This window comes from Polyangium jinanense (assembly GCF_028435265.1).
In the GTDB taxonomy this organism is placed as follows: Bacteria; Myxococcota_A; Polyangia; order Polyangiales; family Polyangiaceae; genus Polyangium; species Polyangium jinanense.
On the sequence record NZ_JAGTJK010000005.1, the window covers coordinates 147,745 to 173,997 of the forward strand.

23 protein-coding genes and 1 tRNA gene are annotated in these 26,253 nt (G+C 67.9%); 14 read left to right on the top strand and 10 right to left on the bottom strand.

The window, feature by feature from the left end:
- Nucleotides 1–127 precede the first annotated feature (127 nt).
- Nucleotides 128–919 carry a hypothetical protein gene (locus tag KEG38_RS13665; protein ID WP_272419864.1) on the top strand — a complete coding sequence of 264 codons (792 nt, stop codon included), beginning with the start codon at nucleotides 128–130 and terminating at the stop codon, nucleotides 917–919.
- A gap of 41 nt (nucleotides 920–960) precedes the next feature.
- On the opposite strand, the gene KEG38_RS13670 is transcribed toward KEG38_RS13665, so the two are convergent.
- The gene (locus tag KEG38_RS13670; protein WP_272419865.1) at nucleotides 961–3,291 is read right to left on the bottom strand and encodes an ankyrin repeat domain-containing protein; all 2,331 of its coding nucleotides are present in this window, start codon (nucleotides 3,289–3,291) and stop codon (nucleotides 961–963) included.
- Nucleotides 3,292–3,323: 32 nt separating this feature from the next.
- Entirely contained in the window at nucleotides 3,324–3,833 is a 510-nt protein-coding gene (locus KEG38_RS13675) for a hypothetical protein (RefSeq protein ID WP_272419866.1), read from the bottom strand.
- Between the two features lie 83 nt (nucleotides 3,834–3,916).
- On the opposite strand from KEG38_RS13675, the gene KEG38_RS13680 reads away from it, so the two are divergent.
- The 3 genes from KEG38_RS13680 to KEG38_RS13690 all read left to right on the top strand — a co-directional run bounded on the left by KEG38_RS13680 (nucleotide 3,917) and on the right by KEG38_RS13690 (nucleotide 7,100).
- Nucleotides 3,917–4,429 (top strand): hypothetical protein, encoded by a 513-nt coding sequence (locus KEG38_RS13680; RefSeq protein ID WP_272419867.1) that lies wholly within the window; start codon nucleotides 3,917–3,919, stop codon nucleotides 4,427–4,429.
- Nucleotides 4,430–4,461: 32 nt separating this feature from the next.
- Nucleotides 4,462–5,988, top strand: coding sequence for a mechanosensitive ion channel family protein (locus KEG38_RS13685; protein WP_272419868.1), 1,527 nt, complete (start codon nucleotides 4,462–4,464; stop codon nucleotides 5,986–5,988).
- 77 nt (nucleotides 5,989–6,065) lie between these two features.
- Nucleotides 6,066–7,100 carry an SDR family NAD(P)-dependent oxidoreductase gene (locus KEG38_RS13690; protein WP_272419869.1) on the top strand — a complete coding sequence of 345 codons (1,035 nt, stop codon included), beginning with the start codon at nucleotides 6,066–6,068 and terminating at the stop codon, nucleotides 7,098–7,100.
- A 21-nt stretch (nucleotides 7,101–7,121) separates the two neighbouring features.
- Here the strand turns inward: KEG38_RS13690 and KEG38_RS13695 are convergent, their stop codons facing one another.
- Nucleotides 7,122–8,003: a DUF6968 family protein gene (locus KEG38_RS13695; protein ID WP_272419870.1), complete on the bottom strand. Its 882-nt coding sequence runs from the start codon at nucleotides 8,001–8,003 to the stop codon at nucleotides 7,122–7,124.
- A gap of 50 nt (nucleotides 8,004–8,053) precedes the next feature.
- Nucleotides 8,054–8,605, bottom strand: a complete 552-nt coding sequence (locus KEG38_RS13700) for a hypothetical protein (protein ID WP_272419871.1) — start codon at nucleotides 8,603–8,605, stop codon at nucleotides 8,054–8,056.
- Nucleotides 8,606–8,912: 307 nt separating this feature from the next.
- Between KEG38_RS13700 and KEG38_RS13705 the strand changes: the two genes are divergently transcribed.
- From KEG38_RS13705 to KEG38_RS13725, 5 genes are all read left to right on the top strand, one after another.
- Nucleotides 8,913–9,671: a hypothetical protein gene (locus KEG38_RS13705; RefSeq protein WP_272419872.1), complete on the top strand. Its 759-nt coding sequence runs from the start codon at nucleotides 8,913–8,915 to the stop codon at nucleotides 9,669–9,671.
- A gap of 211 nt (nucleotides 9,672–9,882) precedes the next feature.
- Nucleotides 9,883–10,623: a hypothetical protein gene (locus KEG38_RS13710; protein WP_272419873.1), complete on the top strand. Its 741-nt coding sequence runs from the start codon at nucleotides 9,883–9,885 to the stop codon at nucleotides 10,621–10,623.
- A 7-nt stretch (nucleotides 10,624–10,630) separates the two neighbouring features.
- Entirely contained in the window at nucleotides 10,631–11,206 is a 576-nt protein-coding gene (locus KEG38_RS13715; RefSeq protein WP_272419874.1) for a hypothetical protein, read from the top strand.
- Nucleotides 11,207–11,480: 274 nt separating this feature from the next.
- Nucleotides 11,481–11,945, top strand: a complete 465-nt coding sequence (locus KEG38_RS13720; RefSeq protein ID WP_272419875.1) for an SUKH-3 domain-containing protein — start codon at nucleotides 11,481–11,483, stop codon at nucleotides 11,943–11,945.
- A gap of 186 nt (nucleotides 11,946–12,131) precedes the next feature.
- On the top strand, nucleotides 12,132–12,587 hold the full coding sequence (locus tag KEG38_RS13725) for a hypothetical protein (RefSeq protein WP_272419876.1): 456 nt from the start codon (nucleotides 12,132–12,134) through the stop codon (nucleotides 12,585–12,587).
- 522 nt (nucleotides 12,588–13,109) lie between these two features.
- Here the strand turns inward: KEG38_RS13725 and KEG38_RS13730 are convergent.
- On the bottom strand, nucleotides 13,110–14,261 hold the full coding sequence (locus KEG38_RS13730) for an STAS domain-containing protein (RefSeq protein ID WP_272419877.1): 1,152 nt from the start codon (nucleotides 14,259–14,261) through the stop codon (nucleotides 13,110–13,112).
- Nucleotides 14,262–14,321: 60 nt separating this feature from the next.
- Nucleotides 14,322–15,491, bottom strand: coding sequence for an STAS domain-containing protein (locus KEG38_RS13735; RefSeq protein ID WP_272419878.1), 1,170 nt, complete (start codon nucleotides 15,489–15,491; stop codon nucleotides 14,322–14,324).
- A gap of 235 nt (nucleotides 15,492–15,726) precedes the next feature.
- On the opposite strand from KEG38_RS13735, the gene KEG38_RS13740 reads away from it, so the two are divergent.
- Entirely contained in the window at nucleotides 15,727–17,484 is a 1,758-nt protein-coding gene (locus KEG38_RS13740) for a WD40 repeat domain-containing protein (RefSeq protein WP_272419879.1), read from the top strand.
- A gap of 4 nt (nucleotides 17,485–17,488) precedes the next feature.
- Here KEG38_RS13740 and KEG38_RS13745 read toward each other — a convergent pair whose 3' ends face one another.
- Both KEG38_RS13745 and KEG38_RS13750 read right to left on the bottom strand, forming a co-directional pair.
- Complete coding sequence (locus KEG38_RS13745; RefSeq protein ID WP_272419880.1) at nucleotides 17,489–18,247, bottom strand: enoyl-CoA hydratase/isomerase family protein; 759 nt, start codon at nucleotides 18,245–18,247, stop codon at nucleotides 17,489–17,491.
- The gene (locus KEG38_RS13750) at nucleotides 18,244–19,272 is read right to left on the bottom strand and encodes an ATP-grasp domain-containing protein (protein ID WP_272419881.1); all 1,029 of its coding nucleotides are present in this window, start codon (nucleotides 19,270–19,272) and stop codon (nucleotides 18,244–18,246) included. The genes KEG38_RS13745 and KEG38_RS13750 overlap by 4 nt, the downstream gene beginning before the upstream one ends.
- A 192-nt stretch (nucleotides 19,273–19,464) precedes the next feature.
- Between KEG38_RS13750 and KEG38_RS13755 the strand changes: the two genes are divergently transcribed.
- The 4 genes from KEG38_RS13755 (at nucleotide 19,465) to KEG38_RS13770 (ending at nucleotide 23,778) form a co-directional block, all read left to right on the top strand.
- Complete coding sequence (locus KEG38_RS13755) at nucleotides 19,465–20,634, top strand: acyl-CoA dehydrogenase family protein (RefSeq protein WP_272419882.1); 1,170 nt, start codon at nucleotides 19,465–19,467, stop codon at nucleotides 20,632–20,634.
- 113 nt (nucleotides 20,635–20,747) lie between these two features.
- Nucleotides 20,748–20,820, top strand: a tRNA-Ala gene (locus KEG38_RS13760).
- A gap of 86 nt (nucleotides 20,821–20,906) precedes the next feature.
- The gene (locus tag KEG38_RS13765) at nucleotides 20,907–21,284 is read left to right on the top strand and encodes a VanZ family protein (protein ID WP_272419883.1); all 378 of its coding nucleotides are present in this window, start codon (nucleotides 20,907–20,909) and stop codon (nucleotides 21,282–21,284) included.
- Nucleotides 21,285–21,396: 112 nt separating this feature from the next.
- On the top strand, nucleotides 21,397–23,778 hold the full coding sequence (locus KEG38_RS13770; protein WP_272419884.1) for a DUF8740 domain-containing protein: 2,382 nt from the start codon (nucleotides 21,397–21,399) through the stop codon (nucleotides 23,776–23,778).
- A gap of 309 nt (nucleotides 23,779–24,087) precedes the next feature.
- Here KEG38_RS13770 and KEG38_RS13775 read toward each other — a convergent pair whose 3' ends face one another.
- Both KEG38_RS13775 and KEG38_RS13780 read right to left on the bottom strand, forming a co-directional pair.
- On the bottom strand, nucleotides 24,088–24,381 hold the full coding sequence (locus KEG38_RS13775; RefSeq protein ID WP_272419885.1) for a hypothetical protein: 294 nt from the start codon (nucleotides 24,379–24,381) through the stop codon (nucleotides 24,088–24,090).
- Between the two features lie 32 nt (nucleotides 24,382–24,413).
- The gene (locus KEG38_RS13780; protein ID WP_272419886.1) at nucleotides 24,414–26,213 is read right to left on the bottom strand and encodes an OmpA family protein; all 1,800 of its coding nucleotides are present in this window, start codon (nucleotides 26,211–26,213) and stop codon (nucleotides 24,414–24,416) included.
- Between the last annotated feature and the right edge of the window lie 40 nt (nucleotides 26,214–26,253).

A 26,253-nucleotide genomic window follows, 5' to 3' on the forward strand; every position in this document is an offset into this window, starting at 1 on the left:
GATTCCCAGGTGACGTGTTACTTGGGAACACGTGCGAAGCGATGAACTCCGCGATCCCTCTTGGGATCGCGGAAACTCGCGCACCTGTCGCACGAACCAAGCTCGAACTCGAAGGCCAAGAAATACGATGAAACTTTCGTACCATCTCGCGTGTGTGCTGCTCCTGGGTACTTCTGGATGCGTGGTGGAGGCTATGGATGATGAGCTCGCCGCCGAACTGGCAGTCGGGCACGAGGACACGACGGAAGACACGGGCACGGCCAGCGAGGAACTTCAATCCACGGGAGAAGTGGGGTTGGCGCAGGGGCAACCTGTGGTGGGCCTGGGCCCCACGTCGGACCGCGTCTGCTTTTTGACGGGTATAAAGGGCAACTTTGCGGGGCTTACGGAGCGTGTCCGAGTCTACACGAGCGGCGGCTCCTGGTACTTGGATGTGGACTCGGCGCAGACGGGGGTGGGCGCCTGGGCGAGCTGCGCGTACGCTGCCGCTGGCACCTACACGGGGGAATACACCTGGGACTCGGCAGTCGACAACTACCCGAAACACATGGGCACTGCGACCGGTCGCGTGTGCTTTCTCACCCGCATTCAGGGAGGGTTCAATAACGGCAGCGAATGGGTCCACCTCTATGTGTCGGGCGGGGATTGGTACATGACAGGCAAAACCGGCGGACCTGCCCTCCGAGCTGGCGCGCGGTGCGTATCCGTCCCCTCGTACAGCGGTGAAGTTTCCTGGGGCACCGACGATCTTGCACAGTATGTGGGGTCGACGAAGGGATACTCTTGCGGCTTGACCAGGATCATCGGAAGCTTGGATAGCGGAGCCGATAAAATTCACTGCGATCGTATCACGGACTCGTGGTATCTGACGGGCCAGGCGACGACAGGTAACTTGGGGGTGCGCGCGCGCCTCTTCTGAGCCCCGGACAGATCCAGTCAAATCCCCCCTGAATCGTTCCCTCAGAAAAGCAGCTTCACCGCCTCGGCAAGCTCCGCCGGCGAAAGGACGCTGTTCGCCGGCACCGGCCCGTGGCCGACCAGGTAATCCACGGCGCGCAGCCCTTTCGTATCGGCCGCGTATTTGTCGGCGCCCGCGTCGAGCAACAGCCGGATCATCGGCAGCGACCCGCGCGCGGCCGCGTACATGAGCGCCGTGCGCGCGTCGTGTGCGATTCTGAAAGAACCCCACCTGAACGTCGTATCGTCCACGAGCGCGCCGCGCTGGAGCAGGATACGCGCGGACTCCACGCGGTCCTGCTGCGCGGCCGCCATGAGCGGGGTTTTTCCAAAATCATTCCGCTCGTTCGGATCGACCTCGAGATCGAGCTCTTTCTCCTTGCCGGGTTCGGCCGAGATCTCCAACAGGACCGGCAGTGCAGCCGGATCGAGCACCGCCATGTGGAGGAGCGGATCCCGGCCCGTGTTTGCCGCGCATTTGTCGAACGGCGCGAGGCGCGCCGCGTCCTTGTGCTCGCCCTTCTCGATGAACGCGCGGATCTCCGCGGCCGGCGCGCCATCCGCGACGAGCTTGCGCAAGGAGCGGGGCGGCGGCGCGTCGCCGCACGAGGCGCCCCAGACGACCTCGAAAAGTCCCACGTGCGCGGCGTGTTTCGCCTGCTTCTCGTCGAGCCCCCGGGTCTGGTAATGCGCGACGAGCTTCTTCTCCAGGGCCTCGGCGAGGTGGGAGAGCCGGCCGAAGATGACGCGGCTCTCGGGCGTCATGTACGACCAGGTCTCGTAAGGCGCCATGGCCGGCTCGGGTTTGTCGAGGAATTCCTTCGGGGCGACCCGCATCGTCTCCTCTCTCTGCTTGAGCGCGGCTGCCAGCGCGAAGCGCATCGTGCCCCCGTGATTGACGTAGAAATTGCCGTCGGCCTCGACGGTCGCCTCCGTGTACGCTGCGAGCTCCCGGTCGGGGAAGCCCCGCACGAAGCCGCGTCCCCAGGCGCAGCCCGAGCGCGGGAGGAAATTGTCGCGGTTGCCTCCGAAGAGCGGCGTCGTCGCTTCGAGGATCTTCGGCCGCGCGAGGAGCACGGCGCAGGGGATGGCATAAAACGCCGACGTCGTATTCGCGGCCTCGGTCGAGGAGGCGACCCGGAGGATGCCGAGCAAGCTCTCGTCCGTGCCATCGTAGGCGCGGAGGTCGATGGAGCTGTCTTCCAGGACGACCTCGTCCTGGTTTTTCTTCGCGGCGGCGCGGCTCGCTTTCTCGACCTCGCCGAGCAGCTTTTTGATCTTCGCGTCACGCGCCGCCGATTGCGGTCGAAACGCGTGCAAGAAGAGCGCGTAATCGAGCTTGCCCACGGCGTCCTTCTTCGACGCCGCTTCGAGCGGCTTCTCCGCCGCGTCGGGTTTTTCTCCCATGAACACGATCGCGTCGCCGCGATCCCAGGGCTCGGCGGGCACCGCCGGATCGGCGGCGGCGGGCGTTTCCTTCGGCGGCTCGGGTTTCTTGGGGAGCACGTCCGCCACGGTCCCCGCTGGGTCCTTCGCAAAACGCTCCATCAGGTCGAAATCGAGCTCCCGGCCTTTGGGCGTCGGGCAGCCGAGAACCGGACCCGCGGCCTTTTCGAGGCGCTTCGCGGCCGCCTCGACGAGGGCGCGACGGCCGAGGATCGTGCGGCAGGGCAGGCGCAGCCAATCGCCGTCGCGGAACCGGTCCGTCTCCCGGAGGACGACCCCCTCGTACCGCTTGAAGAGGTTGTAATCGGCGTTCTGGAAGTCCTCCCCGTTCGCGAGGACGAGCGCGGCGTCGACGAGCCGCATCGTGGCCACGAGCCGGATCATCGTCCCCTCGGGCCCCTCGGCTTTCGCCGCGGCGATCGCCCCGACGCGGCGCACATAATCGGCATTGCTGCCGTCTTTGGGTTTGGCGTCGTTCGAGCCGCCCACGAGCGCGTCGAGCTTCGATTGCGCCTCCTTCGCCACCGCGGCGAGTTTGTCCGCCGCGCTCGCATCGCCGTCGAGCACGGCCTTGTACGCCCCGACGAGCGCTTCGAACGGGTGCGCCTCCACGCCGGCAGGCAGTTTCACGGGCTCTTTTCCGTCGACCACGCGTTCGAGGTTGCCCTGCATGCGCGCGAGGACGCGGCGCGGCTGGTCGTACTCGCCCGTCCGCGGCTCCCGGGGCTTGGCGATGGGCGCGGGCGCGGACGCGGAGGCCGACGCGGAAGCATCCGGGGACGGCGGGCCGGCCGCGGGTTTGTCGCAAGCGACGACGAGCCCCGCCGCGAGGACGAGCGAAGACCACGAGGCGAACGCGCGCGCGCGCGTGCCGAAGGCGAGCAACATGGCGGCATCGTACACGCCGCTCGGCGCGGATGTCAGCGGCCGACGGCGAACGCGACGAGCGCGGCGAGCGCGACGGCGATCGTCGCGTACGTCGCGGCCCTCCAGGTGTCGAGCGGCGAAGCGCTGGCACGCGGCGCGGCTGGCTCGATGCGCGGCGCGTCCGTCATGGCGGGCTCGCACCACGTGACGCCCTCGCTCGCGGCGGCGCCCGCGCGCGCTTCGAGGTGGAGCTGCGCGATCCCCGCGCCGTCTTCGCCGAAGGGCCGCAGGATCCGCAGCACGACGCCGCTCTCGAGCTCGCTCGGCAAGCGCACGCGCACGCGGCGTGTCGTCGGATCTCCCGGGACACGATGGCCGCCACGCCGGCCGCACCCGTCGCAGCCGCCGCCGTCGCAGCGGGCGCAGGCGACGCGCGCGGGGATCACGACCTCGATCACGGCGCCCGCCCAGCCGCGGGGCACCTCGATCACGAGCCGCCCGCGTGGCTTGTCGCAGGCGTCGAGCGCGGCAGGATCCAGGACGCGGGAGAGGGCCTCGCCCATCGCCCCCATTCATGCCTCGAACCGGGGCCCAGGGGAAGAAAGATCCTGCTGGCTCCCGGCGGAGTGGATGTATGCTGCGCGCGATGAAGCAAGCCGTCGCTCTTTCGATGGTCGCCCTCGGGCTCGCGTTCGCCGCGGGTTGTGGCGCCAAGGTCGTCGTGGACACGCCTGGCGAGGGAGCGGGCGGTGCCGGCGGGACGAGCCAGTCCTCGTCCGACGGCCCGGGGCCCATTACGAGCGTGGGTCCCGGCCCCATGGTGTCGAGCGTCGGCCCGGGCCCTGGTCCTGGCTCCGGCCCGAGCGTCGTGAGCAGCTCCGCGACCGGCCCCATGAGCTGTGACAACCAGGGCGATTGCCCGTTCTGTATCGAGTGCGGGACGAACTCGATCTGCAACGGGCTCTGGACGAAGTGCCTCGCGACCCCGTCGTGTGAGGGTCTCCTGAATTGCCTCCCGAGCTGCCAGGACCAGATCTGCTTCGACAAGTGCCTGGATACGTTCCCCGACGGGATCGCGCTCTACAACGAGACCGCGAGCTGCCTCGTTTGCCAGTCCTGTTTCAACGATTGCGACGGCGCGGGCCAGGGCTGCCCCTGAGGGCGCCGTCAACCTGAACTTTCTTGCAAGCCATGAGCACCGAACCCCCACAGCATATCCTGCAAACCCTCGGCGCGGGCGCGATCGGCATTGGCATCGGCGCGGCGGTGCTCCTGCTCTGCGCGCTCGCCCTGCCGCGCGCCGAGCGAAAAGCCACGCTGCGCACGCCGCTCGTCCTGCTCGGGCTGCACGCCTTGACCGTGCTCGTCCGGCTGCCTCTGCCGGAAGGAAAGATCAACCGCGGGCTCGAGGTCCTCGGCCTGTTTTTCCTGCTCATGTCGCTGGCCCGCGCGATCTTCGTGCTGGTCGTCGACGTGGTCGTCAGTGCGCGGCTGTCGAAGCCGCTGCCGCGGATCATCCGCGACATCGTGCAGGGGCTCGTCTTCCTCGGGGCGGTCGCGATCGTCCTCCGCGAAGTGGGCGTCGAGCCCGGCTCCTTGCTCACGACGTCCGCCCTGCTCACGGCCGTGATCGGCTTGTCCTTGCAGGAGACCCTGGGCAACCTCTTCGCCGGGCTCGCGATCCAGGCGCAGACGCCGTTCGAGGTCGGCGATTGGATCGGGATCGACGGCGATCCGAAGCTCATCGGCCGGGTGGTCGAGATCAACTGGCGCGCGACGACGGTGCTAACGCTGGAGCAGGTCGAGCTCGTCATCCCGAACGGCGTGCTCGCGAAGACGACGATCCGCAATTTCACGAAGCCGACGAACATCGCGCGACGCACGGTGACGGTGCAGGCGCCTTACGAGGTTTCCCCGCGCCGCGTCGAGGAGGCCTTGCTCGAAGCGGTGCATGAAGTCCCCGGCATCCTCACGCAACCGGCGCCCACGGCGCAGACGCGCGACTTCGCCGACAGCGGCATCCAGTACGTGGTCAACTACTTCATCGAGGATTTCGCGCTGCGCGATCGGATCGACTCCATGGTCCGGCACCGGATCTGGTACGCGTTCAAGCGCGCCGGCATCTCGATTCCGTACCCGATGCGGACGGTGCACACGCACGCGGTGACGGCGGAGTCGCGCGCGGAGGAGACGAAGCAGGACGCGACGCGGCGAATGGCGGCGCTCGGGGCGGTTCATTTCCTCGAGCCGCTGCCCGAGGCATCGCTGGAGCGGCTCGCGGCGCTCTCGCGCACGTGCCATTTCATGCCCGGCGAGGCGGTCATCCGGCAGGGCGAGATGGGCAGCGAGCTCTTCATCGTGCAGAAGGGCGAGCTCGCGGTGATCGTGGGCCGCGGCGAGGGCGGGAGCGTCGCCGAGGTGGCCCGTCTCGGCCCCGGGCAATTCTTCGGGGAAATGTCGCTCATGACGGGCGAGAAGCGCGCCGCCACGGTGAAAGCGACGACGGACTGCGAGCTCGTCGAGGTGAGCAAAGGCGCCTTCCAGGAGGTGCTCGCCGCGGATCCCCGCCTCCTCGAGCAGATCACGCGCGCCCTCGTCGATCGCCAGATCGCCCTGGAAGAGAACCTTTCCGCGCGCGCATCGAGGAGCTCGCGGGCCGAGGCCGACGCGAAGAGCTCGGCGCTGCTTGCCAAGATCCGGCAGTTTTTTCAACTATAACATTCTGCTGGACGTCGGGCCCGGTCGCCTGTTCGTCATGGTACGCGGTTTGCCCCTCGAAAGCCAGGGAGGGAGCCGTGGCGCGATTTCTACACGGGCGCATGTCGGGGGGTACCGCGCTGGCCGGATTGGCGGTGCTGGGTTTGTCGTTCGGCTGGCTCGCTCGTCGGGCGCGCGCCATCAGCCTGCGAGGCAAGGTCGCGGTCGTGACCGGCGGGTCGCGGGGGCTCGGGCTGCTCATGGCCGAGGAGCTCGTCCGGCAGGGGGCGCGCGTGGCCATTTGCGGGCGAGATGGGGACGCCGTGGACCGCGCGACGAAGCTTTTGCTCAGCCGGCACGGAGCGGACGTGCTCGGCGAGGCGCGGGACCTCGGGGATCCGGCCGAAGCGGCCGCGTTCGTCGACAGCGTGGTTTCGCGGTTCGGGCGGATCGACGTGCTCGTGAACAACGCGGGCGTGATCCAGGTGGCCCCGCTCGACATGATCGACGCGGCGAAGCTCGATGAAGCGATGCGCTCGAATTTCTGGAGCGCGGCGCACATGACGTTCGCGGCGCTCCCGCACCTCGGGCCGGACGCGCGGATCGTGAACGTGACCTCGGTCGGCGGCCGCGTGCCGCTGCCGCACATGATCGGCTACACGGCCTCGAAATTCGCGATGGTGGGTTTTTCGGAGGCGCTCGCCGCCGAGCTCCGCGCGCGCGGGACGAAGGTGACGACGGTGGTGCCGGGTCCGATGCGGACGGGCTCGTTCTACAATGCGGAGTTCCTCGGGCGGCAAAGGGAGGAGTTCGCCTGGTTCAGCGTGCTGTCGTCGCTGCCGCTGTTCTCGATCGATGGGAAGGTCGCGGCCGAGCGTATCGTGCGCGCGGCGCGGGAAGGGCAAAGGGAGGTGCACCTCGGGCTCGTGGGGCGGATCTTGCCGGTGCTGCACGGCCTGGCGCCGCGGCTGTTCGGGGTGATCTCCACGGCGATTGCGCGCCTCTTGCCGCCGCCGGGCCATAGCGCGGAGCGGTGGAGGGGGCGGGAGATCAATTCGACGTTGCCAGGGTCGTTCTTGCTGGAGCTCGGGGACAGGGCGGCGCGGGAGAACAACGAGGAGCCGCCGGTCTGAAAGGTCGCGCTCCGTCGTGCGTCATTTCGGTTGCGGCTTCGCCCGCGCCTTGCGGCGGGCCTCGCGGTGCTCCTGGCGCTCGCGCATGGAGCGCTGGAGGTACTTTTCTTCTTCGTCGAGGATCATTTGCTCGATACGGCGCGTAAACGCGAGGCCATGACCTCTGTCCGCTTCCATGGAAAATCCAATGTCATTCTCCTCGAGCCCCGACAACGCCCATCGAAGCGGAACTCCGCTCTGCACGAGCTTGGAACGAATGCCCCTCAAGGCCTTTTGGAGCGCCCCCATCGAATCGTCGCCGTGGCTAAAGTAAATCAAATCGTCGTCCAGTCCCTCGAATGTAAATGCACATTTCCACACATTCTCGTCAGCGTATGATTCAGGATAACTGAGCCGGACCATGATGATGCTACCGACGGTATCACATCGCACAAGTTTGCGCTCGGCTATCCAGCGTGGTCGTTCGGCGTCGGATATGGTTCTCATTCGCGGCTTCGCCGGCGCCTTGCGGCGAGCCTTCCGCTTCTGGCGCTCGCGCGTGGGCCCGGGGAGCTTCGCCTCTTCGTCGAGGATCATCTGTTCGATACGTTGTGTAAACGCGAGGCCCCAACCTCTGTCCGCTTCCAGGGAAAACCCAGTATCATTTTCGTCATCGTCATCAAACCCCTCCCGTCGAAGCGGAACACCGCTCTGCACGAGCTTCCGGTAAATGCCCCGTATGGCATTTTGGATGGCGGCTATCGAGTCGACGCTGCGAGCAAGCTGGATCGAGTCATCACCCAATCCCAAGATCCTGAAGGGGCATCTCCACTCCTCGGCGCCAGGGGGCCATTCAGGAAAACCGACGCGGACCACGACGATGCCTCCGACGGCATCACGTCGCTCGAGGCGGCGCTCGGCCATCCAGCGTGTTCGTTTGGTTTTTGAGGTGGTATTTTCAGGCTTGGATACTATCATTTTCCGAATTTCTTCCTGCACCAGCCGCGCTTGTGCTGCTCGCTCTCATTCACTTCGCTCCAACATACCGCACGATCGATGTCGTCGGGGATCGCTCGGCAGAACTCGTCCCACAGCGCACCGCCCCCCGCGGCAGCGTCGAGGCAGCGGTTCAAGTTCGGCTTGGGCCTCTTCCGAGCCACCTCCGCGATATCACCCTTCCCGATCTCCACCGACGCGGCCACCACGATGAGGATGGGACCCACTTCGATGACGAGGTCGGCGAGGGCGACCGCAACGACCACGAGCACCGCGGGGTGCCCGGCGAGCCCACGCTCGGCCGGCGTCTGGCCGTTCGCAGGAGCGGGCGACGCGGACAGGCGCAGCTTGCGCAGCCTGAGCAGGTCCTCCGGGACGGTCATGCCTCGCAGCGCGATCCGCGTGCACCCTGCGAGATCCGCGTGGGGCACGCCCTTCGCCTCCACATCGACTACGCGGCCCTCTTCATCGACCTTCACCGCGACGTCGAACGTGTAGTACCCCCCCGCGAAGGTCGCCACCGAACTCATCGACGCATTCACGCAGGCGCTCCGCGGTGGCGTCCGGCACACGCGGGCGGTCGTCCTGCTGCGCCAGTGGTCTGACCGTGGCCCCGCAGCCGAGCGGCACGAGCGCCGCCGTTGCGCAACTGAGGAGCCCAAACGAGAGCAGGTTACGCAGGCGTGGAGGCGTCACCACCAAAGGCGATCAGACATGTCGGATTCTGTCAACGTGGCGCGTGTCTACCCTCACGTCCGACGGGCATCAAACAACGAGGAGCCGCCGGTCTGAAACGGCTGGACATGGGCCGCCCGGGGCTCGTACGCTGCGGCACCTATGTCCCGTACATTCACTCCCGTTGATCTCGTCCAGCTCCCCCGTGTTGATTCGAATGGCGCCATCGCTCTCGCGAGCGCCGTCGAATCGGCCGCATCCAAGTACAACGACCTTCCTGCGAGCGTGACGGAGGCCGTCGCTCAGATCGTCGCGGATCGCATCGTCGTCCATCAGGCCGTCGCGAAGACCCCCGGCGGCCTCGTCACGGTCAAGGAAGCGGATCGCCGCGTGGACAAGGTCGGCGGCGCCTTCCACGATATCTGCGCGGCGTGGGCCTCGCTCGCGGAGTTCTTGCCGCAGGGGGAGGACGCGCAGGTCCTCATGGATCGCGTCTTCGCCGATGGCCGGAGGTTCGTGAACCTGAAGGTGAAAGAGGAGTGGGCGGCGGTCGAGACCAAGCTTGCGACCATTGACCGCGAGGGGCTCGGAACACAGATCGACGCCATTGGCGCGGCGCCGGTCCTCGGGCTGCTCAAGCAGATGCAGGCCGTATATGGAGCCGTCATCGGTACGACGGACGTCCCGGAGGAGGCGCCGGAGGTACGCGAGAGCAAGGACACGCTGCTCGATTCGATTCGCGCGTACGTGATCCAGGTGGCAGGCACGGTCAAGCGCGGCAAGCCCGAGACGGCCGCGCGCGCCGACGCATTGCTGCGGCCCATCCGCGAATGGGAGAGCACGAAGCCCAGCAAGGACAAGGCGGACAGCGAGGAGGCGCCCGAAGGCGCGGCGTCCGGGCCTGGCACGGGCGAAGGCTGAGCTTCTGAAGGCGCCACGCGTCCGGCTCGTTACGCGTTGATACGCGTTCGTGCCTGTGCTGGGCGAGTTCCCCCCTCCCGCATACCCTCCCCGCATACGCGCACCCTCAGCTTCGCTCGCTGCGGGGGCGCACGCACTGTGGGGGTGGATACTCGACGCATTGACAGAAACTGGGGTTCTTGGTCACATTCCGGCAATGACGTCCCGGCGTGTGCGAACCCTCCTCTCCCTTGGGCTCCTCGGCTGCGCGACGACAGCGCTCGTGCCGCTCGGCTGCGGGGCCAAGATCAGATACCCGGAAGCGAGCGAGGGCCCGCGCGTGCCGGACGCCACCGCGGAGCGCCTGCGAGAGTGCGTCGATGAGTTCGGTGGCGACCTTCCCCGGGGGTACTACGTGTTCGACGTCGCGGTGAGGGTCGACGAAGAGGGCCGCGTGGTCGATGTGGTGTCGAAGGGCGTGCCCCACGCGGATCTCGCGGGATGCATGCGGATCGCGCTGCGCGCCATGACGGTCCCGGAGGATCTGCTCCGGCTGCGCAAGCTGCGCCTGCCCGCATCGCCCGCACCTGCGAACGGGCAGACGCCGGCCGAGGGTGGGCTCGTCGGGCACCCCGGGGTGCTCGTGGTCGTGGCGGTCGCCCTCGCCGACCTCATCATCGAAGTGGGCCCCGCCGTCATCATCGTGTGTGCCGCTTCGCTGGAGGTCAGCAAGGCGGATATTGTGGAGACGGTTCGAAAGAGGGACGATCCGGATGACGACGACCCGTGTCAAGAGCACCTGAACGCCTGCCTGAACAAGCCCCTGGCGGACAGACCGGGTAGCGTCATTGGAGAAACGAGATGCAAGATGTGCTTCGACAAGTGTAGAGGGGAGAAAGAGTGGCCCAAATCTATTCCGCTGACGCGCGGCAAGGGATCCTGCGAGTATTGGTTGCCCGGATGGCCGCGGTAGGACGAACATGACGACGGAAGACGAAAGAATTGAGCAGATTTTCCAGGAGTTCGCAAAAGTGAGCGGCGCTCTCTTGGTTAAATCTTTGAAGCGGACTCGCAGCTTCGCCGAGGCCGTTGAAGACTACTGTCGGCTCGAGGCGGAGTTCGTGGCGCGCATGGGCGACAGTGAGTTCGGTGTGCTCGAAATAAAGCGCCGCATCGCGGAAGATATCATCAGACTGACAGAATCGAAGCGCCCCCCCTTCCAGACCTGTCGGGATGCTTGGAACGCTCGCGTTCTCCTCGGTTTCACGGATATTGACCTCGAATGCAGGATGACCTGGTATTATGCGAATTGCTGCGCGTACGACGAGAACCCCGAGGAGGGGCTCGCCGTGCTTTTGCCGCTCATCGCCGAGCTTCAGCGAGGGCTCGAAGAAGCAAGGGCGACGCAGAGCTCCACGGAGTTCTACGAATACCACCTCGAATCTCTGCGGAAGCTCCGTGACGAGCTCCTGGCCCAACGAAGGGGCGAACAAATCCCGGGGAAGAGGACGCGTCGGATCGACGAGGCGCGCCGCAGCACCCCGGAAGAAGACTGAATCCTGGGCGAGCTCCGGGACAAGCTCGAAGCCCAACGAAAGGGCGGCGAGCCGTCGACCTGAGAACCGTCAGGGGCGCGTCTCCCCGGGGGGCGTGACGAGGACGCAGCACGAGGGCTCTCGAGGCTGGCGTCAATCCCGCTGGGGCCATCATGACGGCGGCTCGTGTGCGAGCGCCTGGGGATCCGAATCACGGAACCACAATTTCGGCGTGTGCTAGCTGTGCGAAGCTTCAGGAGGCGTTCGGGATCAAGTCGGGGGAACAGAGGGCGATATGGTCAAGTCTCTGGAATGGTCTGCAGAAACCGAAGCACAACTGGTGGCCGCCGGATGGCACAAAGGTCGCAGTGATACGCAGCGTGTTGCACTGTGGCGGCGAAAGTTGGAAAAACCAAACGGGTTTCGAATGTCGGTTGCGGCCGAAAAAGCTCTGGAGGAGTTTGGCGGTATTCGTGTGGACTGCCAAGGGCCCGGTCTCGAGTGCGCCCGGGCGGGCTTCGACTTGGACCCGGAGCTTGCGAGCGGCGAAGAGGACCGGTTCGGCGCCTTCCAGGATCCGGTGGGGAGTGATCTCTTCCCACTGGGCGAGGCATACAATGGTGAGGTGTTTCTCGCAATCGATGGTGTCGGCCGCGTCTATCTTCTCGGTGACAGGATTCAACTGGCTGGGGCCAATATCTATAGCGCGCTGGACTCCATCTTGGTGGGGCGCTTGCCGAGGGATATCGCTGGGGCATAGCCTGTGTCATATGCGGCTTCACGGATGGCGGGTTTCCTTTGGGATGCTCCGGCCCATCCGCGAATGGGAGAGCACGAAGCCCAGCAAGGACAAGGCGGGCAGCGAGGAGGCGCCCGCGGGCGCGGCGCCCGGTCCTGGCACGACGGAAGGCTGAGGTTCTGGAGGCGCCGCGCTGGAGATTGGAAAATGAATCACCGATATCCGGGCGGCCTCGACTGCGCGTGGATCACCTCCGATCGAAATGGCAACATCGGCGCGTTCTTCACGGCGGGGGTCGGTCCGATCCCGACGCATGCCCTCGACCAAGCCGCTCTCGCCGTTGAAGACATCGAGGAGCGGCTTTGGGATCTCCCGAGCACCTCATCCGGTCGACTCCTGGTGACCGTGAAGCGCCCTGATGACTTCATCGCCATGGCCGAGCGTGGGTTCTTCGTTTACGACTGGAGCGACGTTCATCGCGTGTCGCGTGACATGCTCCATGCGTACGAGGCGATGGCTGTCCCCCTTCGTCCCATCACGACCCGCGCGTTACCCGAGGACCTTGCGGTGCTTTCGGTGCACCTGAGGTTGAGCGAGGTGGTCTTCGCTCATGAACGGCTGGTGGATGTCCGCAAGTACCTTCCTTGTCGGGAGGTCGCATGAAGCAATCCTTCAAGCACGAGGCCGAGTCCGAACTCGGCGTGTGATGGCAACGCCCGGTCGATCCCCTTCGAGGCTCCTCCCCCTCTCCCGAAAGCCACCACCCACCCCGGACAGGGTCCTCCCTCCCGGACCCTCACAACGCCGAGGCCCCGCGTGGGGGTTTCCGTCAGGCTCCTCCGCCCCGAAGCCACCCCGTGCCTGCTGGCCCTCTGTCAATCCACTGCGCATGACGGCCCTGGGGGTGGCTCCTGCCTCTGGGAGCACAGAGCCGAGCCACCCAGGGGAGGGCGCCCGTCCCTCCCTGCATAAAGCCTCGCCACCCTGAGGCAGGTCCTTCTCGCAAGACAGACAGAGCGAGAGCACCCCCTCCCAGGCTCAACGAGGTAAGTCCATAGCGGAGAGCCACCCTGGGGGTGGTCCTCCGGGTCGAGTCTGGAGAGGTCACAGACCCCCGAGGTGGGTGCCGACGCGAAACGCGGAGCGGCCCCCCACCCACCTCCTGCCTCGCGCACCTGAGTACATTCAGACCAGCGCCCCCACGGCCGCATCCGCCTGCGCCTGTGCATGCATCCGCCGAATGCAAAGCCTCAGGCCCTCGCGCAGGTTCGCGCACGTGATCATGCGTGACAGGTCGAGCCCCAGGCTCACCACGGTCTGCGCGACGTTCGGCCGGATGCCCGTGATGATGCCCTCGGCGCCGAGCAGGCGAAGGGCGGACACGAGGTTCAGGAGGTGGGCCGCGGTCGCCGTGTCCACGATGTCGACACCCGTGAGGTCGATGATCGCATAACGCGCGCCGAGCCGGCAGACCGACGCGAGCAGGTCGTCCATCACCCGCGCCGCGCGGGCGCTGTCGACGACGCCCACCATGGGCAGCGTGACCACGCGGTCCCAGACCTCGAGGATCGGCGTCTCCAGATTGCGAATGACCTCCTGCTGCCGCTCGATCACATCGATCCTGTTTTGCAGCTCCTGCGTGGCCCGCTTCGATTCGCTCTTGTCGAGCGACAAGCAGATGGCGCCGATGATCTCGCCGTTCTCGTCCTTGGCCGGGACAAACCAGTTTTCCCAGAGGACGCCGTGCGCTTCGACGACGTAGTACTTGTCCTCGCCTCGAAGGGCGCCCAGGCTGCCCTCCCGGATCACGGGATCGTTCGCGTAGGCCTCGGGCAGGTTCTTGCCGAGCTGGAAGTTCGGGCCGAGGCCACTCGTGATCAGGCTCCTGCCCTCATTCCACGTACAAACGCCGTTTCGATCCAGGACGGTGACCGCGAGCTCAAGGTTGTCGAGGAGCACGCGCAGGACCTTCTCCGGATCCTTTTCGCTGGGCGGGGGTTTCGGCGCGGCGGGGAGGAGCACGGCGTGAATCTCGGGGCCCCCCTTCACCCGGCGCGCGCTGAAGGAGTACGCCTGGTATTGCCCGTCGGTCCCGCGGAGCCTGCTCACGGCGCGGAGGGCCTTGCCGTCGTCCGGCAGGCGCGTCCAGAGCGCCTGGAAGCTACCCCGATCCTCGGGGTGCACGCTCTCCAGGAGCGAACGCCCCTCGGCGGCATGTTCGCCGAACGCGAGCGCGGCCTCCTGGTTCGCCATTGAAATGACGCCCTCGGCGTTCGTCACGAAATAGATGCCCGGGCACGCGTCGAGAAATGACTCCAGCATGACCTCTCCCGCCATCGTTCGTGCGTACCACCAAACATTGCGTCATTGCAATGTTGCGTTTCGGTTTCTGGGGCGTCACCCCGTTGACGGAGAATGGATTGCGCCGTGGGCGGCATTGCGAGGTTCCGCGCCCGCCAGCGCGTGCATGCGCCGGATGCAGAGCCTTAGGCCCTCGCGCAGGTTCGCGCACGTGATCATGCGCGAGAGGTCGAGCCCCAGGCTCACCACGGTCTGCGCGACGTTCGGCCGGATGCCCGTGATGATGCCCTCGGCGCCAAGCAGGCGCAGGGCGGACACGAGGCCGAGGAGGTGGGCCGCCGTGGCCGTGTCCACGATATCGACGCCGGTGAGGTCGAGGATCGCGTAGCGCGCGCCCTTCCGGGAGACCGCCGCGAGCAGGTCGTCCATCACGCGCGCCGCGCGCTCGCTGTCGACGACGCCCACCATGGGGAGCGTGACCACGTGGTCCCAGACCTCGATGATCGGCGTTTCGAGGTTCCGGATGACCTCCTGCTGCCGTTCGATGAGGTCGAGCTTGTTTTGCATTTCCTGCATCGCGCGCCTCGATTCGCTCTTGTCGAGCGACACGCCGATGAGGCCCACGACCTCGCCGCGAGCATCCTTCACGGGCCAGACCCAGTTCTCCCAGAGCGCGCCGAGCGCTTCGACGACGTAGTGGCGCTCCTCGCCTCGGAGCGCGGCCCGGAGGTTGTCCTGGATGAGGGGATCCGACGCGTACATATCGAACATGTTCTTGCCGACGTGGTAGCCCCGGCCGATGCCGCTCGTATCGAGGCTCTTGCCGTCATTGAAGCTGCAATGACCGTCCGGATACGCGATCCAGGCCGCCAGCTCCAGGCTGTCGAGGATACGGCGCAGAAGCAGCTCCGGAGCCTCGGGGCGCGGCACGGCGGCGGGGTCCGCGGGCGCGGCGGGCAGGAGCACGGCGTGAATCTCGGGGCCCTCGGCCGCCCGGCGCGCGCTGAAGGAATACGCCTGATAATGCCCGTCCGTCCCCCGGAGCCGGCTCACGGCGCGGAGCGGCTCACCGTCCTCCGGCAGGCGCGTCCAGAGCGCCTCGACGTAGCCACGATCCTCGGGGTGGACGCTCTCGAGGAGCGAGCGGCCCTCGGCGCCATGGCCGCCGAAGGCGCGCGTGGCCTCGCGGTTCGCCATTGTAATGACACCCGCGGCGCTGGTCACGAAATAGATCCCCGGGCACGCGTCGAGAAACGACTGCTGCATGACCTCTCCCGCCATCCTCTGTGGGTACCACCAACCCGCGCGACATTGCAATGTTGCAATGTGTATTCTTCGGATGTCACCTCGGTGACGGAGGAATATGCCATGGATCCGTCATGAGAATGGCAGTCCGCCGGAGCAGGCTCCCCGCTTCCGCAGGGGGCCGTGAGGGCGTGCTTTCCACGCCTCGCTCGCGGGGCCCCTTCCCACGCGGCCGTCCTTTCGCTCTCATGTCCGGGTGCGTTTGCAAGCTCTCACCCTCCTCGCGCGTGTCACGGCCGGGATCCTGTTTCCTCTCGTGCTCGGCGCTTCAGGGTGCTGCGGCTGCCCGATGGGGCTGTGCTCGTCGCTGATGAAGAGTCTGCCGGGGCCGGGGTCGTCGCCGCCCTCGACGGGGCCCTCGCTCGGCGTGGGCGGCGGTGGCGAGGCCGAGGAGGCAGAGCCGACCGCGCCGCTTGCGCCCGAGACGGGGCAGGCCGAACGAGCGCCCGTCCACGGAGACGCGAAGCGGCCGAGCTTGCAGCTCGACGCCCGGGTCCCGATCCGCGGCGCGATCCAGGCGCAGGCGGGCAAGACGGTCTTCGTGCCGCACACGGCCGAGGCCGCGGCGCCCGTCGGGGATGGCTCCTCGTTCGTCGTGGCCGGCGCGACCGGGATCTGGCTGCACGACACGAAGACCCTCGCCAAACGCTCGCGCCTCGTCTCCACGCGCGCGATCGACGTCACCGCGCCGCCGGACGGGACACGTTTCGCGTATTCGAGCCCCGACGGCACCGTGCGTGTCGTCGCGTACCCGAGCCTGAAGCAGCTCGCCGCGGCCACGATCGACGTGCCCGTGCGCATCCGGTTCTCCGCAGACGGCCAGCGCGTCGTGTCCGGCTCGGAGAGCGACGACGTGACCCTGCTCGACGTCGCCACGGGCAAGACGACCGAGTTCGACACGGACGACGACGTGAACGACGTCTTCCCCATGCCGGATCGGCCCTCCGAAATCGCGTACGCAGGGGACGACGACGAGTTCGCGATCGCCGACGTGTCGAAGGGCCGAAAGGTGTTCAGCTCGGAGCCGCTCGTCGAGGGCTGGCGCAGCAGCAGGTCCTTCTTCACGATGCGTGATCAGCAGGCCGTCGCCTTCGATCCCGTCACGAAGGTGCTGCTCGGCGGCGGCGACGACAACATGCTCTGGCGGGTCGACGACCTGCGCGGCAGCCCGTCGATCCGCGCGCCCATCGAGCTCGGCGGGAACGTCGTGGAGATCGCCTGCTGCGCGGGACAAACCGCGGCGGAGCGCACGGCCTACGTGGCCGTGGACGACCTCCAGGTGCGCGCCGTGGCGCTCGACGGGCGGGCCGGGCCGCAGTTCGGGCCGCTCGTGGGCAGCGTGGGCTCGTTCAAGATCCGCATCGCGCTCCTGCCCTCCGGCGACGTGATCATCGCGCCTCAACGTGCGCTGTTCCGCTGGGATCCACGCTCGGGCGAGTCGCTGCGCTCGGCGGACTACGCCGCGCCGTCGACGCTCGGGGCGAGCGTGCTCGACGCGGACACGGTGTACGTGCTCTGCGACGGGGGGACGTGCATGGTGCACCGCGCGACGCACGGCGCGCCGGCCCCGGACGTGGAGACCAAGATTCTCGGGGAGCTTCCGGGGGGCGGCACGCGGTCGATCCTGCCCTTCGACGACGGCACACGCGCGCTCGTGACCACGAAGGAGGACAAGATCCGGCTCGTGTACCTCGCGCCCGGCGGCGGGCTCGAGGCGCCGATCGACACGCCCGCCGAAGCCTCGCTCGGCGGCCACTACGCCAAGCGGGACGGCAAGACGCACGGGTACGTCGACGCCGCGGGCGAGGTCTACGAGATCACGGCGAGCCCACGCGGCGCGCGGAAGGTGGGCACGGCCGGAGGCAGCGGACCCGTGACGTCGTTCGATTGGGACGCGGCGACGAGGCGCTGGCGCGTGGGGCGCGGGGGCAGCGGGTTCGTGTACGTCCCTTGAGGGGTCAGCCGCGGCGGCGGAAGAACGCGTCGATCGCAGCCTGATGCGCCGGGCCGCCCCAGACCTCGGCGAAGATGGCCCGCTCGCGCTCGATCGCGTCGCCGCGCATCGCCGCGCGGACGGCCAGGAGCGCGCGTTTTTGCGCTGCGATGACGGCGCGTGCGCCCCCGGCGATGCGCCCGATGCGCTCGAGCGCCCGCTCGCGCGACGTTCCTTTCGGCACGACCTCGTTCACGAGCCCGATCCGCGCGGCCTCTTCGGCGCCGATCTTCTCGGCCGAGAACAAGAGCCGCGGCGCCTCGATCGGCCCCACGCGCTCGACGAGCCGCGTGAGCCCGCCCCAGGCCGGCGAGAGGCCCATGCGGGCGTGCCGGAACGCGAGCGAGGTGTGGGCCTCGACGAGCACCATGTCGCAGAGGAGCAGGAGCTCGCAGCCGCCGCCGTAGACGTCGCCTTGCACCGCGGCCACGACGGGCAGCTCGCACGTCTCCAGGACCACGAGGTCCTCGTACATGTCGAGCACGCCGGACGGGCCGGCGCCTTCCCGCACGGCGCGGGCGATCTCGTGGAGATCCCCGCCCGAGGCAAACGTCTCTTCGCCCGTCGCCGTGAGCACGATGCCGCGGACCCGAGGGTCGGCCTCGGCCGTGCGGACCGCCTCGGCGAGGCGGCGCGTGAGGTCCCGGTCGAGGGCGTTCTTGGTCTTCGGACGGTCGAGCGAGAGGACGAGCGCGTCGCCCGTGGGCTCGATCCGCAGGCTCAAGACGGCGCTCCGCGGACGCGGCCGTTCATGCGGCCGTTCACGCGGCCGTTCAAGCGAGCGGGGATGGGCGGCATGCGCCGGGGCGGCATGCGCTCGTCGTGGATGACGTTCGTGATGCGCAGATCGACCTCGCGTTGCGAGATGCGCCCGTGCGTCAGGGCGTACTTCTCGGCGTGCTCGATGATGGCCGAGGCCACGTCGATGCCGCTCGCGCGCTCGATGCCTTCGAGCCCCGGGGAGCTGTTGATCTCGAGGATCTTCGGCTTCTTCTTCGATTCGAGCATGTCGACGCCGGCGACCTCGAGGCCCATCACCTTGACCGCGCGGATGGCCGCGTTGCGGTAGGCGGGCTGGAGCTTGACCTTGTCGCCCTTGCCGCCGCGGTGCAGGTTCGAGCGGAATTCGCCGGGCTTGGCGACCCTGCGCATCGAGGCGACGACCTTGCCGCCGACCACGATGATGCGGATGTCGCGGCCCTTCGATTCGCGGACGTACTCCTGCAGCACGATGTCCTGGCCCATCGCCCAGAGCGTCTCCAGGAGCGAGTGCACGGCCTGAGGGGTCTCGGCGATCATGGTGCCGATGCCCTGCGTGCCCTGCTGGAGCTTGACGATCGCGGGACAGCCGACGAGGGCGAGGGCCGAATCGACGCCGGCGGGGCTTCTGGCGCAGATCGTCGCGGGGACGTCGATGTTCTTGCGGTTCAAAAGCTGCAGCGCGCGCAGCTTGTCGCGGCTCCGGGCGATGGAGACGGCGCTGTTCAGCACGGGCACGCCCATGAGGTCGAACTGGCGCACCACGGCGAGGCCGTAGTTCGTGATGCTCGCGCCGATGCGGGGGATCACGAGGTCGAACCGGGGCACGGGGTTGCCCTCGTGGAGCAGGCTCGATCGGCCCTTGGAGACGACGATCTGCAGGTCGAGCGGGTCGATGACCGTGACCTCGTGGCCACGCGCGCGGGCGGCCAGGACGATCCGGCTGGTCGAATAGAGATTGGCGTTACGCGAGAGGAGGAGGAACCGCATCCGGGGGGACCGAGGCTAGCAGAGCTTGGGGACGGGGGCGCGCGGTTCCCTCGGCTTCGCAGCCCTGGATACAGCCTCACATTTCTTCCTCTTGCGCTCGCGAATGTTTCGTGTACGAATCATTCTCGAAACGCCGGGAAATCGTGGGGTAGGAGCGCCCCTCTGGCCGGCAACAACGAGGAGACCGTGGCCATGTGGCAGCCCTTCACCGAGGAGCACGAGCAGTTCCGGAAGACCGTCCGCGCGTTCGCCGAGAAGGAGCTCGCGCCACACGCGGAGGAATGGGAGGCGGAGGAGTGCTTCCCGAATTGGGTGTTCAAGCGCGCCGGTGAGCTCGGCATCCTGGGCGCCCATTTCCCCGAGGAGCATGGCGGGCAAGGCCTCGACTACTGGTTCAGCGCGGCGAAGGCCGAGGAGCTGCCGCGGTCGCGCCTGGCCGGCGTGACCATGGGCCTGCTCGTGCAGGCCGACATGGCGACCCCGGTGATCAGCGACCTCGGGACGAAGGAGCAGATCGAGGAGTTTTTGAAGCCCGTGCTCGCGGGCGACAAGGTGATCTCGCTCGGCGTGAGCGAGCCCGCGGCGGGCAGCGACGTGGCCGGCATCCTCACGACGGCGCGCAAGGACGGCGACGACTACGTGATCAGCGGGCAAAAGACGTTCATCACGAACGGGACGCGGGCCGATTTCGTGACGCTCCTGGCGAAGACGAGCCCCGACCGCGGAGCGCACGGCTGTTCGTTTTTCCTGGTCCCGACGAACCTGCCGGGCTTCAGCGTCTCGAAGAAGCTGAAGAAGATCGGCAACAAGTCCTCGGACACGGCGGAGCTCTTCCTCGACGAGGTGCGGGTGCCGAAGCGCTACCTGCTCGGCGAGGAGAACATGGGCTTCATGTATCTGATGCAGAACTTCCAGAGCGAGCGGCTCATCGGCTCGGTCAGCGCGCTCGCCGGCGCCTTCTACACGCTGGAGCAGGCGGTCGCGTACGGGCGCGAGCGGGTGGCGTTCGGCAAGCCGATCCTCAAGCGTGAGGTCTGGCAGCACAAGTTCGTGGACCTCTACACGCGGGCGGAGGCGGCGAAGTCCTTCGTTTACAAGTGCGTCGACCATTACAACGACGAGCGATACGTCAAGAAGGGGCCGGTCAGCTTCGACACGGTGAAATACATCTCGATGTCGAAGGTGCTCGTGGGCGACGTGGTGAGCGACATCATGGACACGTGTCTGCAATTCCACGGCGGCTGGGGCTACATCGAGGACTTCCCGATCGCCCGGGCCTGGCGCGACCAGCGGCTCTTCCGCATCGGCGGCGGGACGACCGAGACCATGAAGTACTACATCGCCAAATTGATGGGCTTCTGACCGTCCGGACCGACCCTCCGACCAGAAAAGTGCTCTGGTGTAGGTTGGATCGCTAAAAAAAGAGGAGACAAACGGGCTGGGAGGCTGTAGATACTGCGCCTCCCAAGCACGACGGGGCTGTAGCTCAGTTGGGAGAGCGCCTGACTGGCAGTCAGGAGGTCAGGGGTTCGATTCCCCTCAGCTCCACCGGCACGAAGGACGACGAGGGCGCCGCAATCGATACGATGCGGCGCCCTTCGTCGTTTCAGGGGTCGGATCCGAAGAGGGACACGATGCGCTCGGTCCGCGCGTGGCAGCTCGCCCTGGCAGGCTACGTGGTGCTGCTCGGGGTCATCTCGGGCCTCGCCTACGCGCGGGGGCTGCCGCTGTCGGTGCTGTCGACGCCGTACCTCGACAAGGTGCTGCACTTCGTGCTGCTCGGCGGCGCCTCGTTCCTCGCGCGGCGGGCCACGGACGACGCGCGCGTGCCGCGGATCGGGCTGCCGGCGGGGCCGGTCGTGGTGGGGATCGTGGCGACGATCGACGAGTGCGCGCAGGCGTTCTCGCCAACGCGGACCTTCAGCCTGGGCGATCTCGCGGCGAACCTGCTCGGCGTGATCGTCTTCGGCTGGCTCGGAAGATCACGTCCGCGGAGCCACCGCGGCGATTGACTGCTTTCTCGCGAGGCGTTTACGATCGAGAGGAGATCCATGCGCGCCCGATCGCACGAGCGCGCGTTCGCGGATCGGCTTCTAGCTCTTTCGACGCGGCGGAGCGCTTGACATGAAGACTCCCACGATCCGGCGGTGGCTCACGGCTGCACTCCTCGCAGGCAGCGTGTCGATGGCGGCGATGCACGCGCACGCGGCCGTGCCCGTGACGATCACCAACCAGGGGCGGCTCTTCGACGCGGACGATGCGCCGATCAACGGCTCGCTCACGGTGACGTTCGCGATCTACGACGCGGCGAACGCGCAGACGCCGCTCTGGAGCGAGGAGCACAAGGTCGACTTCGACGAGGGGTTTTACTCCGTCTCGCTCGGCTCGATCGTGCCGTTCGACAAACTCTTCGACGGTTCGGTGCGGTACCTGGGGATCACGATCGAAAGCGATCCGGAGCTCCAGCCGCGCGCGCCCATCCAGAGCGTGCCGTACGCGCTGCTCGCGAACGACGTGAACGGGGACATCCACCCGACGAGCGTCACGATCAACGGGACCGAGGTCATCAACAACAACGGGGAGTGGGTCGGTCCGCCGACGGGGCTCGTGGGTCCGACGGGTGCGACGGGGCCGCAAGGTCCGGTCGGCGCGGATGGCGCGATGGGCCCCGCGGGTCCGACGGGCGGCCTGGGTCCGGTCGGGCCGATGGGTCCGACCGGCGCGACCGGAGCAGTGGGTCCGGCGGGTCCGATGGGCGCGATGGGTCCGACCGGCGCGATCGGCCCGGCAGGTCCAATCGGGCCGATGGGGCCGGTGGGGCCGACCGGCGCGACCGGTTCGACTGGCGCTGTGGGGCCGATGGGTCCGATGGGTCCGACCGGCGCGATGGGTCCGCAGGGTGATGTCGGCCCGACCGGAGCCGCGGGGCCGATGGGGCCGCAGGGGGCGACCGGTGCGGTGGGCCCGCAGGGGCCGATGGGTCCGATCGGTCCGACCGGCGCAATGGGGCCGCAGGGCGACGTCGGTCCGATGGGTCCGACCGGCGCGATGGGTCCGCAAGGTGATGTCGGTCCGACCGGGGCCGCGGGGCCGATGGGGCCGCAGGGGGCGACCGGAGCGGTGGGTCCGCAGGGGCCGATCGGTCCGACCGGAGCCGTGGGGCCGATGGGGCCGCAGGGGGCGACCGGTGCGGTGGGTCCGCAGGGTCCGATCGGTCCGACCGGCGCTGTGGGTCCGCAGGGGCCACAAGGCATCCAGGGGCCGCAGGGTCCGATCGGTCCGACCGGGGCCGTGGGTCCGCAGGGGCCGCTCGGTCCGACCGGCGCTGTGGGGCCGCAAGGTCCGCAAGGTATTCAGGGCTTGCAGGGGCCGATCGGTCCGGCGGGCGCGACAGGCGCGCAGGGGCCGCAAGGTCCGCAAGGAATCCAGGGCCTGCAGGGGCCGCAGGGCCCGGCGGGCTCGGCGAACATCAACGGCACGACGAACTTCATCATCAAGTTCACGAGCGCCACGACAGGCGGCAACTCGCGGCTTTTCGACAACGGCACCAACGTCGGCCTCGGCACCACCGCCCCGAACTCCCCATTCCACGCCACCTCGGCAAGCACGGTCCGCACGATCCTCTCCGAGAACACGACCACCACCGGCGCGGCGATCGTCGGCATGAACACGGCGGCGGCCGGCACCGGCAATGGTGCCGGCCTGTACGGCGTGACGAGCCAGAGCAGCCTCGCGGCCGTGTACGGCGACAACAACAACACGAGCGGCACCGCCATCCACGGCGCGGGCCAGAACATCGACGGCTACATCCTCGTCGCCGGCTCCGGCGGCGCATTCACCGGCCAGACGACGGGCACCTATTCGAGGAACCTCTCCTCGGGCGTCGCGCAAGCCGAGTACACCGACAACTTCGGCGACATCGTCCGCGTCAACTTCTGGGACGGCTTCACGAGCTTCAAGATCCAGGGCATCGGCACCGTCTCGACCACCGTCCTCGACCCGACCGACGCCGCAGGCCAGCGCCGCGTGACCCTCTACGCGCCCGAGGCGCCGGAGGTTCTCTTCGAGGACTACGGCGAGGCGCGGCTCGAAAACGGCTTCACCCACGTCGAGCTCGACCCGATCTTCACAGCCAATGTCCAGATCGACGAGCGTCACCCGCTCCGCGTGTTCATTCAGCTCGAAGAAAACGAGCAAACGCGCGGCGTGGTCGTGAAGAACAAGAGCGCGACAGGCTTCGACGTGGTGGAGCTCGGCGGCGGGACGTCCAACATGCCCTTCCAGTGGCACGTCGTCTGCAACCGCGCAGACGAGATCACGCCAAGCGGGCGCCTCTCCCATTACGCGGATCTACGCTTCGGAATCGCGCCGGAGCCGCTCGCCGCGAGCCCCGCGCGCGTCGATGCGCCGAGCACGGTCCCAAGCACGCTGGGCCCGAGCACGCCCGCAGATCCGTCGCACACGTGGCTGCAAGCACTCCTGCCACTCATGCGCAACGGGCGATAGCCGCTGCGCTGGGGCTTTGCCCCAGGCCCCAGCAGGGGCTGTCCGCCCCTGCACCCGGACCAGCGCAAGCGCTGGACTCGGGGTCGATGAACTGCGCGATGCGCAGTTCATCGAACAGCCGCAGTCAAGACCAGCGAAGGCCCTGCCAACCAAGACGGCAGCGCTGGCGTTTCAGCCGGCAACACCGGCCTGTGGGAAGAACTGCGCATCGCGCAGTTCTTCCCCGAAAGGTCCAGGGCTTGCCCTGGTCCGGGTCGAGGGGCGGATAGCCCCCGCGGGGCCCGGGGCGGCGCCCCGGCGTGGCGGCCCTCAGGGCGCTTGCGTGGAGCCGGGCATGCCGCCGTTCAGGCGTTTGCCCTCCGGCAACTTCTGGACGCTTTGCGGCGTCGGCTGGCCCATCGTGTAGATGAGCTTGTACTTGCCGTTTCGCGCCTGCGTGCCGGCAGCGACGATCTCCGTCCCGGGGTGGCCCTTGGCCGCGACGGGCGGCGTGGGGTTGTCCTTGTCCTCGACCTCGAGCAGGCCACCTGCGTCGCAGCCGAGAACGCCCATCACCGCGAAGATCGCGAGGGATCCGACCGAGAGACGCGCGAGGGAAGCCATGTGTCGATTCTAGAGCCGGCCTCGGGCGAGGTTCAAGGCTCCTTTTTCTTGATGATCACGAAGTTCGCGCGGCGATTCTGCTGGCGGCCTTCCTTCGACTCGTTCGATTCGACGGGCACCGACGCGCCGTAGCCTTTGGCCACGAGCTTCTCGGGTGGGATGCCGCGCTTGATGAGCCAGGCGCGCACCGAGTCGGCGCGGCTCTGCGAGAGGATCTGGTTGTACTCGTCGGCGCCCATTGCGTCGGCGTGGCCTTGGACCTCGATGAGCTCGATCTCGGGGTGCTGGAGGATCGCGTCGCGGACCTCGTGGAGGAGGTCGTCGCTCATCGGATCCACCGTCTGGTATTGGCTCGATTGCCCGAACCGGAAGCGGATCTGGCGCCGGATGACGATCTCTTTGTGCGTGACCTCGACCTTCGGGCAGCCGTTCAGCGCGGCTTCCTCGTCGGGTTTTCCAGGCACGTCCGGGCACGCGTCCGTCTTGTCGGGGACCGTGTCCGCGTCGCGATCGGGCGGGCAGCCGTTCTTCTTCGGGTCCTCGTTCGGCACGCCGGGATCCTTGGGACAGGCGTCGACGACGTCGCGAATGCTGTCGTCGTCCGTGTCGGGCGGGCAGCCGTTTTTCTTGGGATCCGCGCTCTTCGGGCCGGGCTCGCTCGGGCAGGCGTCCTTCGGATCGACGATGAAGTCGTTGTCGGTGTCGGGCGGGCAGCCGTTTTTCCTGGGATCGTCGTTCTTCGGGCCGGGCTCGCTCGGGCAGGCGTCCTGTTTGTCCGGGATGCGATCGCCGTCGGCGTCGGGCGGGCAGCCGTTTTTCTTGGGATCCTCGTTCGACGGACCCGGCGTATCGGGACAGGCGTCGTGTTTGTCCGGGATGTCGTCGCCGTCGGTGTCCTTGTCGGCCGGGGCCGCTTGCGGCTCGTAGCCGATGCTGCCGATCGCGGAGAAGACGGGCGTTCCATAGCCCTGCGTGAGGCCCGGGCCCGCGGCGGCGCCGACGACCAGGAAGGGCAGCGGGCGGAGTTTGGCGCCGAGGAGGAGCTCGGCCGAGACCGGGGACGCGACGGAGATCCGCGTGTCCGGCGTGTCGAGGAGGACTTCGCGCGCGAACGGCGTCGAGAGCGAGAGCTCGGGGCCGATCTGGAAGAAGTCCTGGCCGAAGACCACAGCCGCGCCGGCGCGCGCGTCGAACGTGTGCGGGCGGGCCGAGGCGCGCAGGGTCGTGCCGAGCGAGACGCTGTAGAGGAACCGATCGACGCGGCCGCCCAGGACGACGTGGGGCTCGCCGCGGACCGCGCCCTCGGCCGCGTAGCCGCTCGGGCCGGTGGGCGCGACGAGATAACCGCCGAGGCCGACCTGGAAGGCGCCGCGATCCGCGCCGAAGAGGCGCACGCGCGCGCCGATGCGCAGATCACCGACCTCGGCCGATTGCGGCGAGGCGAACGGCACGCCGAGGACCGTGGGGCTGTCGCCGCCTTGCGTGAGCGCGAAGGGCATGTCGAGCGAGACGAGCAGCCGATCCCAGAGCGCGAGCGAGGCGTTGATGTGCAGGAACGTCTGTTGCGAGACGATGGCGTAGCGGGTGTCGCCGTCCTGGATCGAGAGCGGGCGGAAGCCGAAGTCGACGACGGCCTTGGCGCGGGGGACGAGGTGTCCGGACACGCCCGGGGAGGGGACGCCGAAGAGGGCATCGCCCGCGACGGACGGCTGGAAGCGCTCGAGGGCGCCGGTCGCGCTCGTCTCCTGCGCGAGGGAGGGACACGCGAGCAGGAAGATGGCGGCCCCGGCCAGGATCGACCGAGTCCGCCCCAGGCGGCGATCGAGGCGCATATACGCAGAAAACCCTGACCATGCGTGGGCTGTCAAGCTG

Bases quoted from the DNA above. Each gene is read 5' to 3' on its own strand.
- KEG38_RS13665 (WP_272419864.1), top strand. From the start codon at position 128: ATGAAACTTTCGTACCATCTCGCGTGTGTGCTGCTCCTGGGTACTTCT.
- KEG38_RS13670 (WP_272419865.1), bottom strand. From the start codon at position 3,291: ATGTTGCTCGCCTTCGGCACGCGCGCGCGCGCGTTCGCCTCGTGGTCT.
- KEG38_RS13675 (WP_272419866.1), bottom strand. From the start codon at position 3,833: ATGGGCGAGGCCCTCTCCCGCGTCCTGGATCCTGCCGCGCTCGACGCC.
- KEG38_RS13680 (WP_272419867.1), top strand. From the start codon at position 3,917: ATGAAGCAAGCCGTCGCTCTTTCGATGGTCGCCCTCGGGCTCGCGTTC.
- KEG38_RS13685 (WP_272419868.1), top strand. From the start codon at position 4,462: ATGAGCACCGAACCCCCACAGCATATCCTGCAAACCCTCGGCGCGGGC.
- KEG38_RS13695 (WP_272419870.1), bottom strand. From the start codon at position 8,003: ATGGCCGAGCGCCGCCTCGAGCGACGTGATGCCGTCGGAGGCATCGTC.
- KEG38_RS13700 (WP_272419871.1), bottom strand. From the start codon at position 8,605: ATGAGTTCGGTGGCGACCTTCGCGGGGGGGTACTACACGTTCGACGTC.
- KEG38_RS13705 (WP_272419872.1), top strand. From the start codon at position 8,913: ATGTCCCGTACATTCACTCCCGTTGATCTCGTCCAGCTCCCCCGTGTT.
- KEG38_RS13715 (WP_272419874.1), top strand. From the start codon at position 10,631: ATGACGACGGAAGACGAAAGAATTGAGCAGATTTTCCAGGAGTTCGCA.
- KEG38_RS13720 (WP_272419875.1), top strand. From the start codon at position 11,481: ATGGTCAAGTCTCTGGAATGGTCTGCAGAAACCGAAGCACAACTGGTG.
- KEG38_RS13725 (WP_272419876.1), top strand. From the start codon at position 12,132: ATGAATCACCGATATCCGGGCGGCCTCGACTGCGCGTGGATCACCTCC.
- KEG38_RS13730 (WP_272419877.1), bottom strand. From the start codon at position 14,261: ATGGCGGGAGAGGTCATGCTGGAGTCATTTCTCGACGCGTGCCCGGGC.
- KEG38_RS13735 (WP_272419878.1), bottom strand. From the start codon at position 15,491: ATGCAGCAGTCGTTTCTCGACGCGTGCCCGGGGATCTATTTCGTGACC.
- KEG38_RS13750 (WP_272419881.1), bottom strand. From the start codon at position 19,272: ATGCGGTTCCTCCTCCTCTCGCGTAACGCCAATCTCTATTCGACCAGC.
- KEG38_RS13755 (WP_272419882.1), top strand. From the start codon at position 19,465: ATGTGGCAGCCCTTCACCGAGGAGCACGAGCAGTTCCGGAAGACCGTC.
- KEG38_RS13765 (WP_272419883.1), top strand. From the start codon at position 20,907: ATGCGCTCGGTCCGCGCGTGGCAGCTCGCCCTGGCAGGCTACGTGGTG.
- KEG38_RS13770 (WP_272419884.1), top strand. From the start codon at position 21,397: ATGAAGACTCCCACGATCCGGCGGTGGCTCACGGCTGCACTCCTCGCA.
- KEG38_RS13775 (WP_272419885.1), bottom strand. From the start codon at position 24,381: ATGGCTTCCCTCGCGCGTCTCTCGGTCGGATCCCTCGCGATCTTCGCG.
- KEG38_RS13780 (WP_272419886.1), bottom strand. From the start codon at position 26,213: ATGCGCCTCGATCGCCGCCTGGGGCGGACTCGGTCGATCCTGGCCGGG.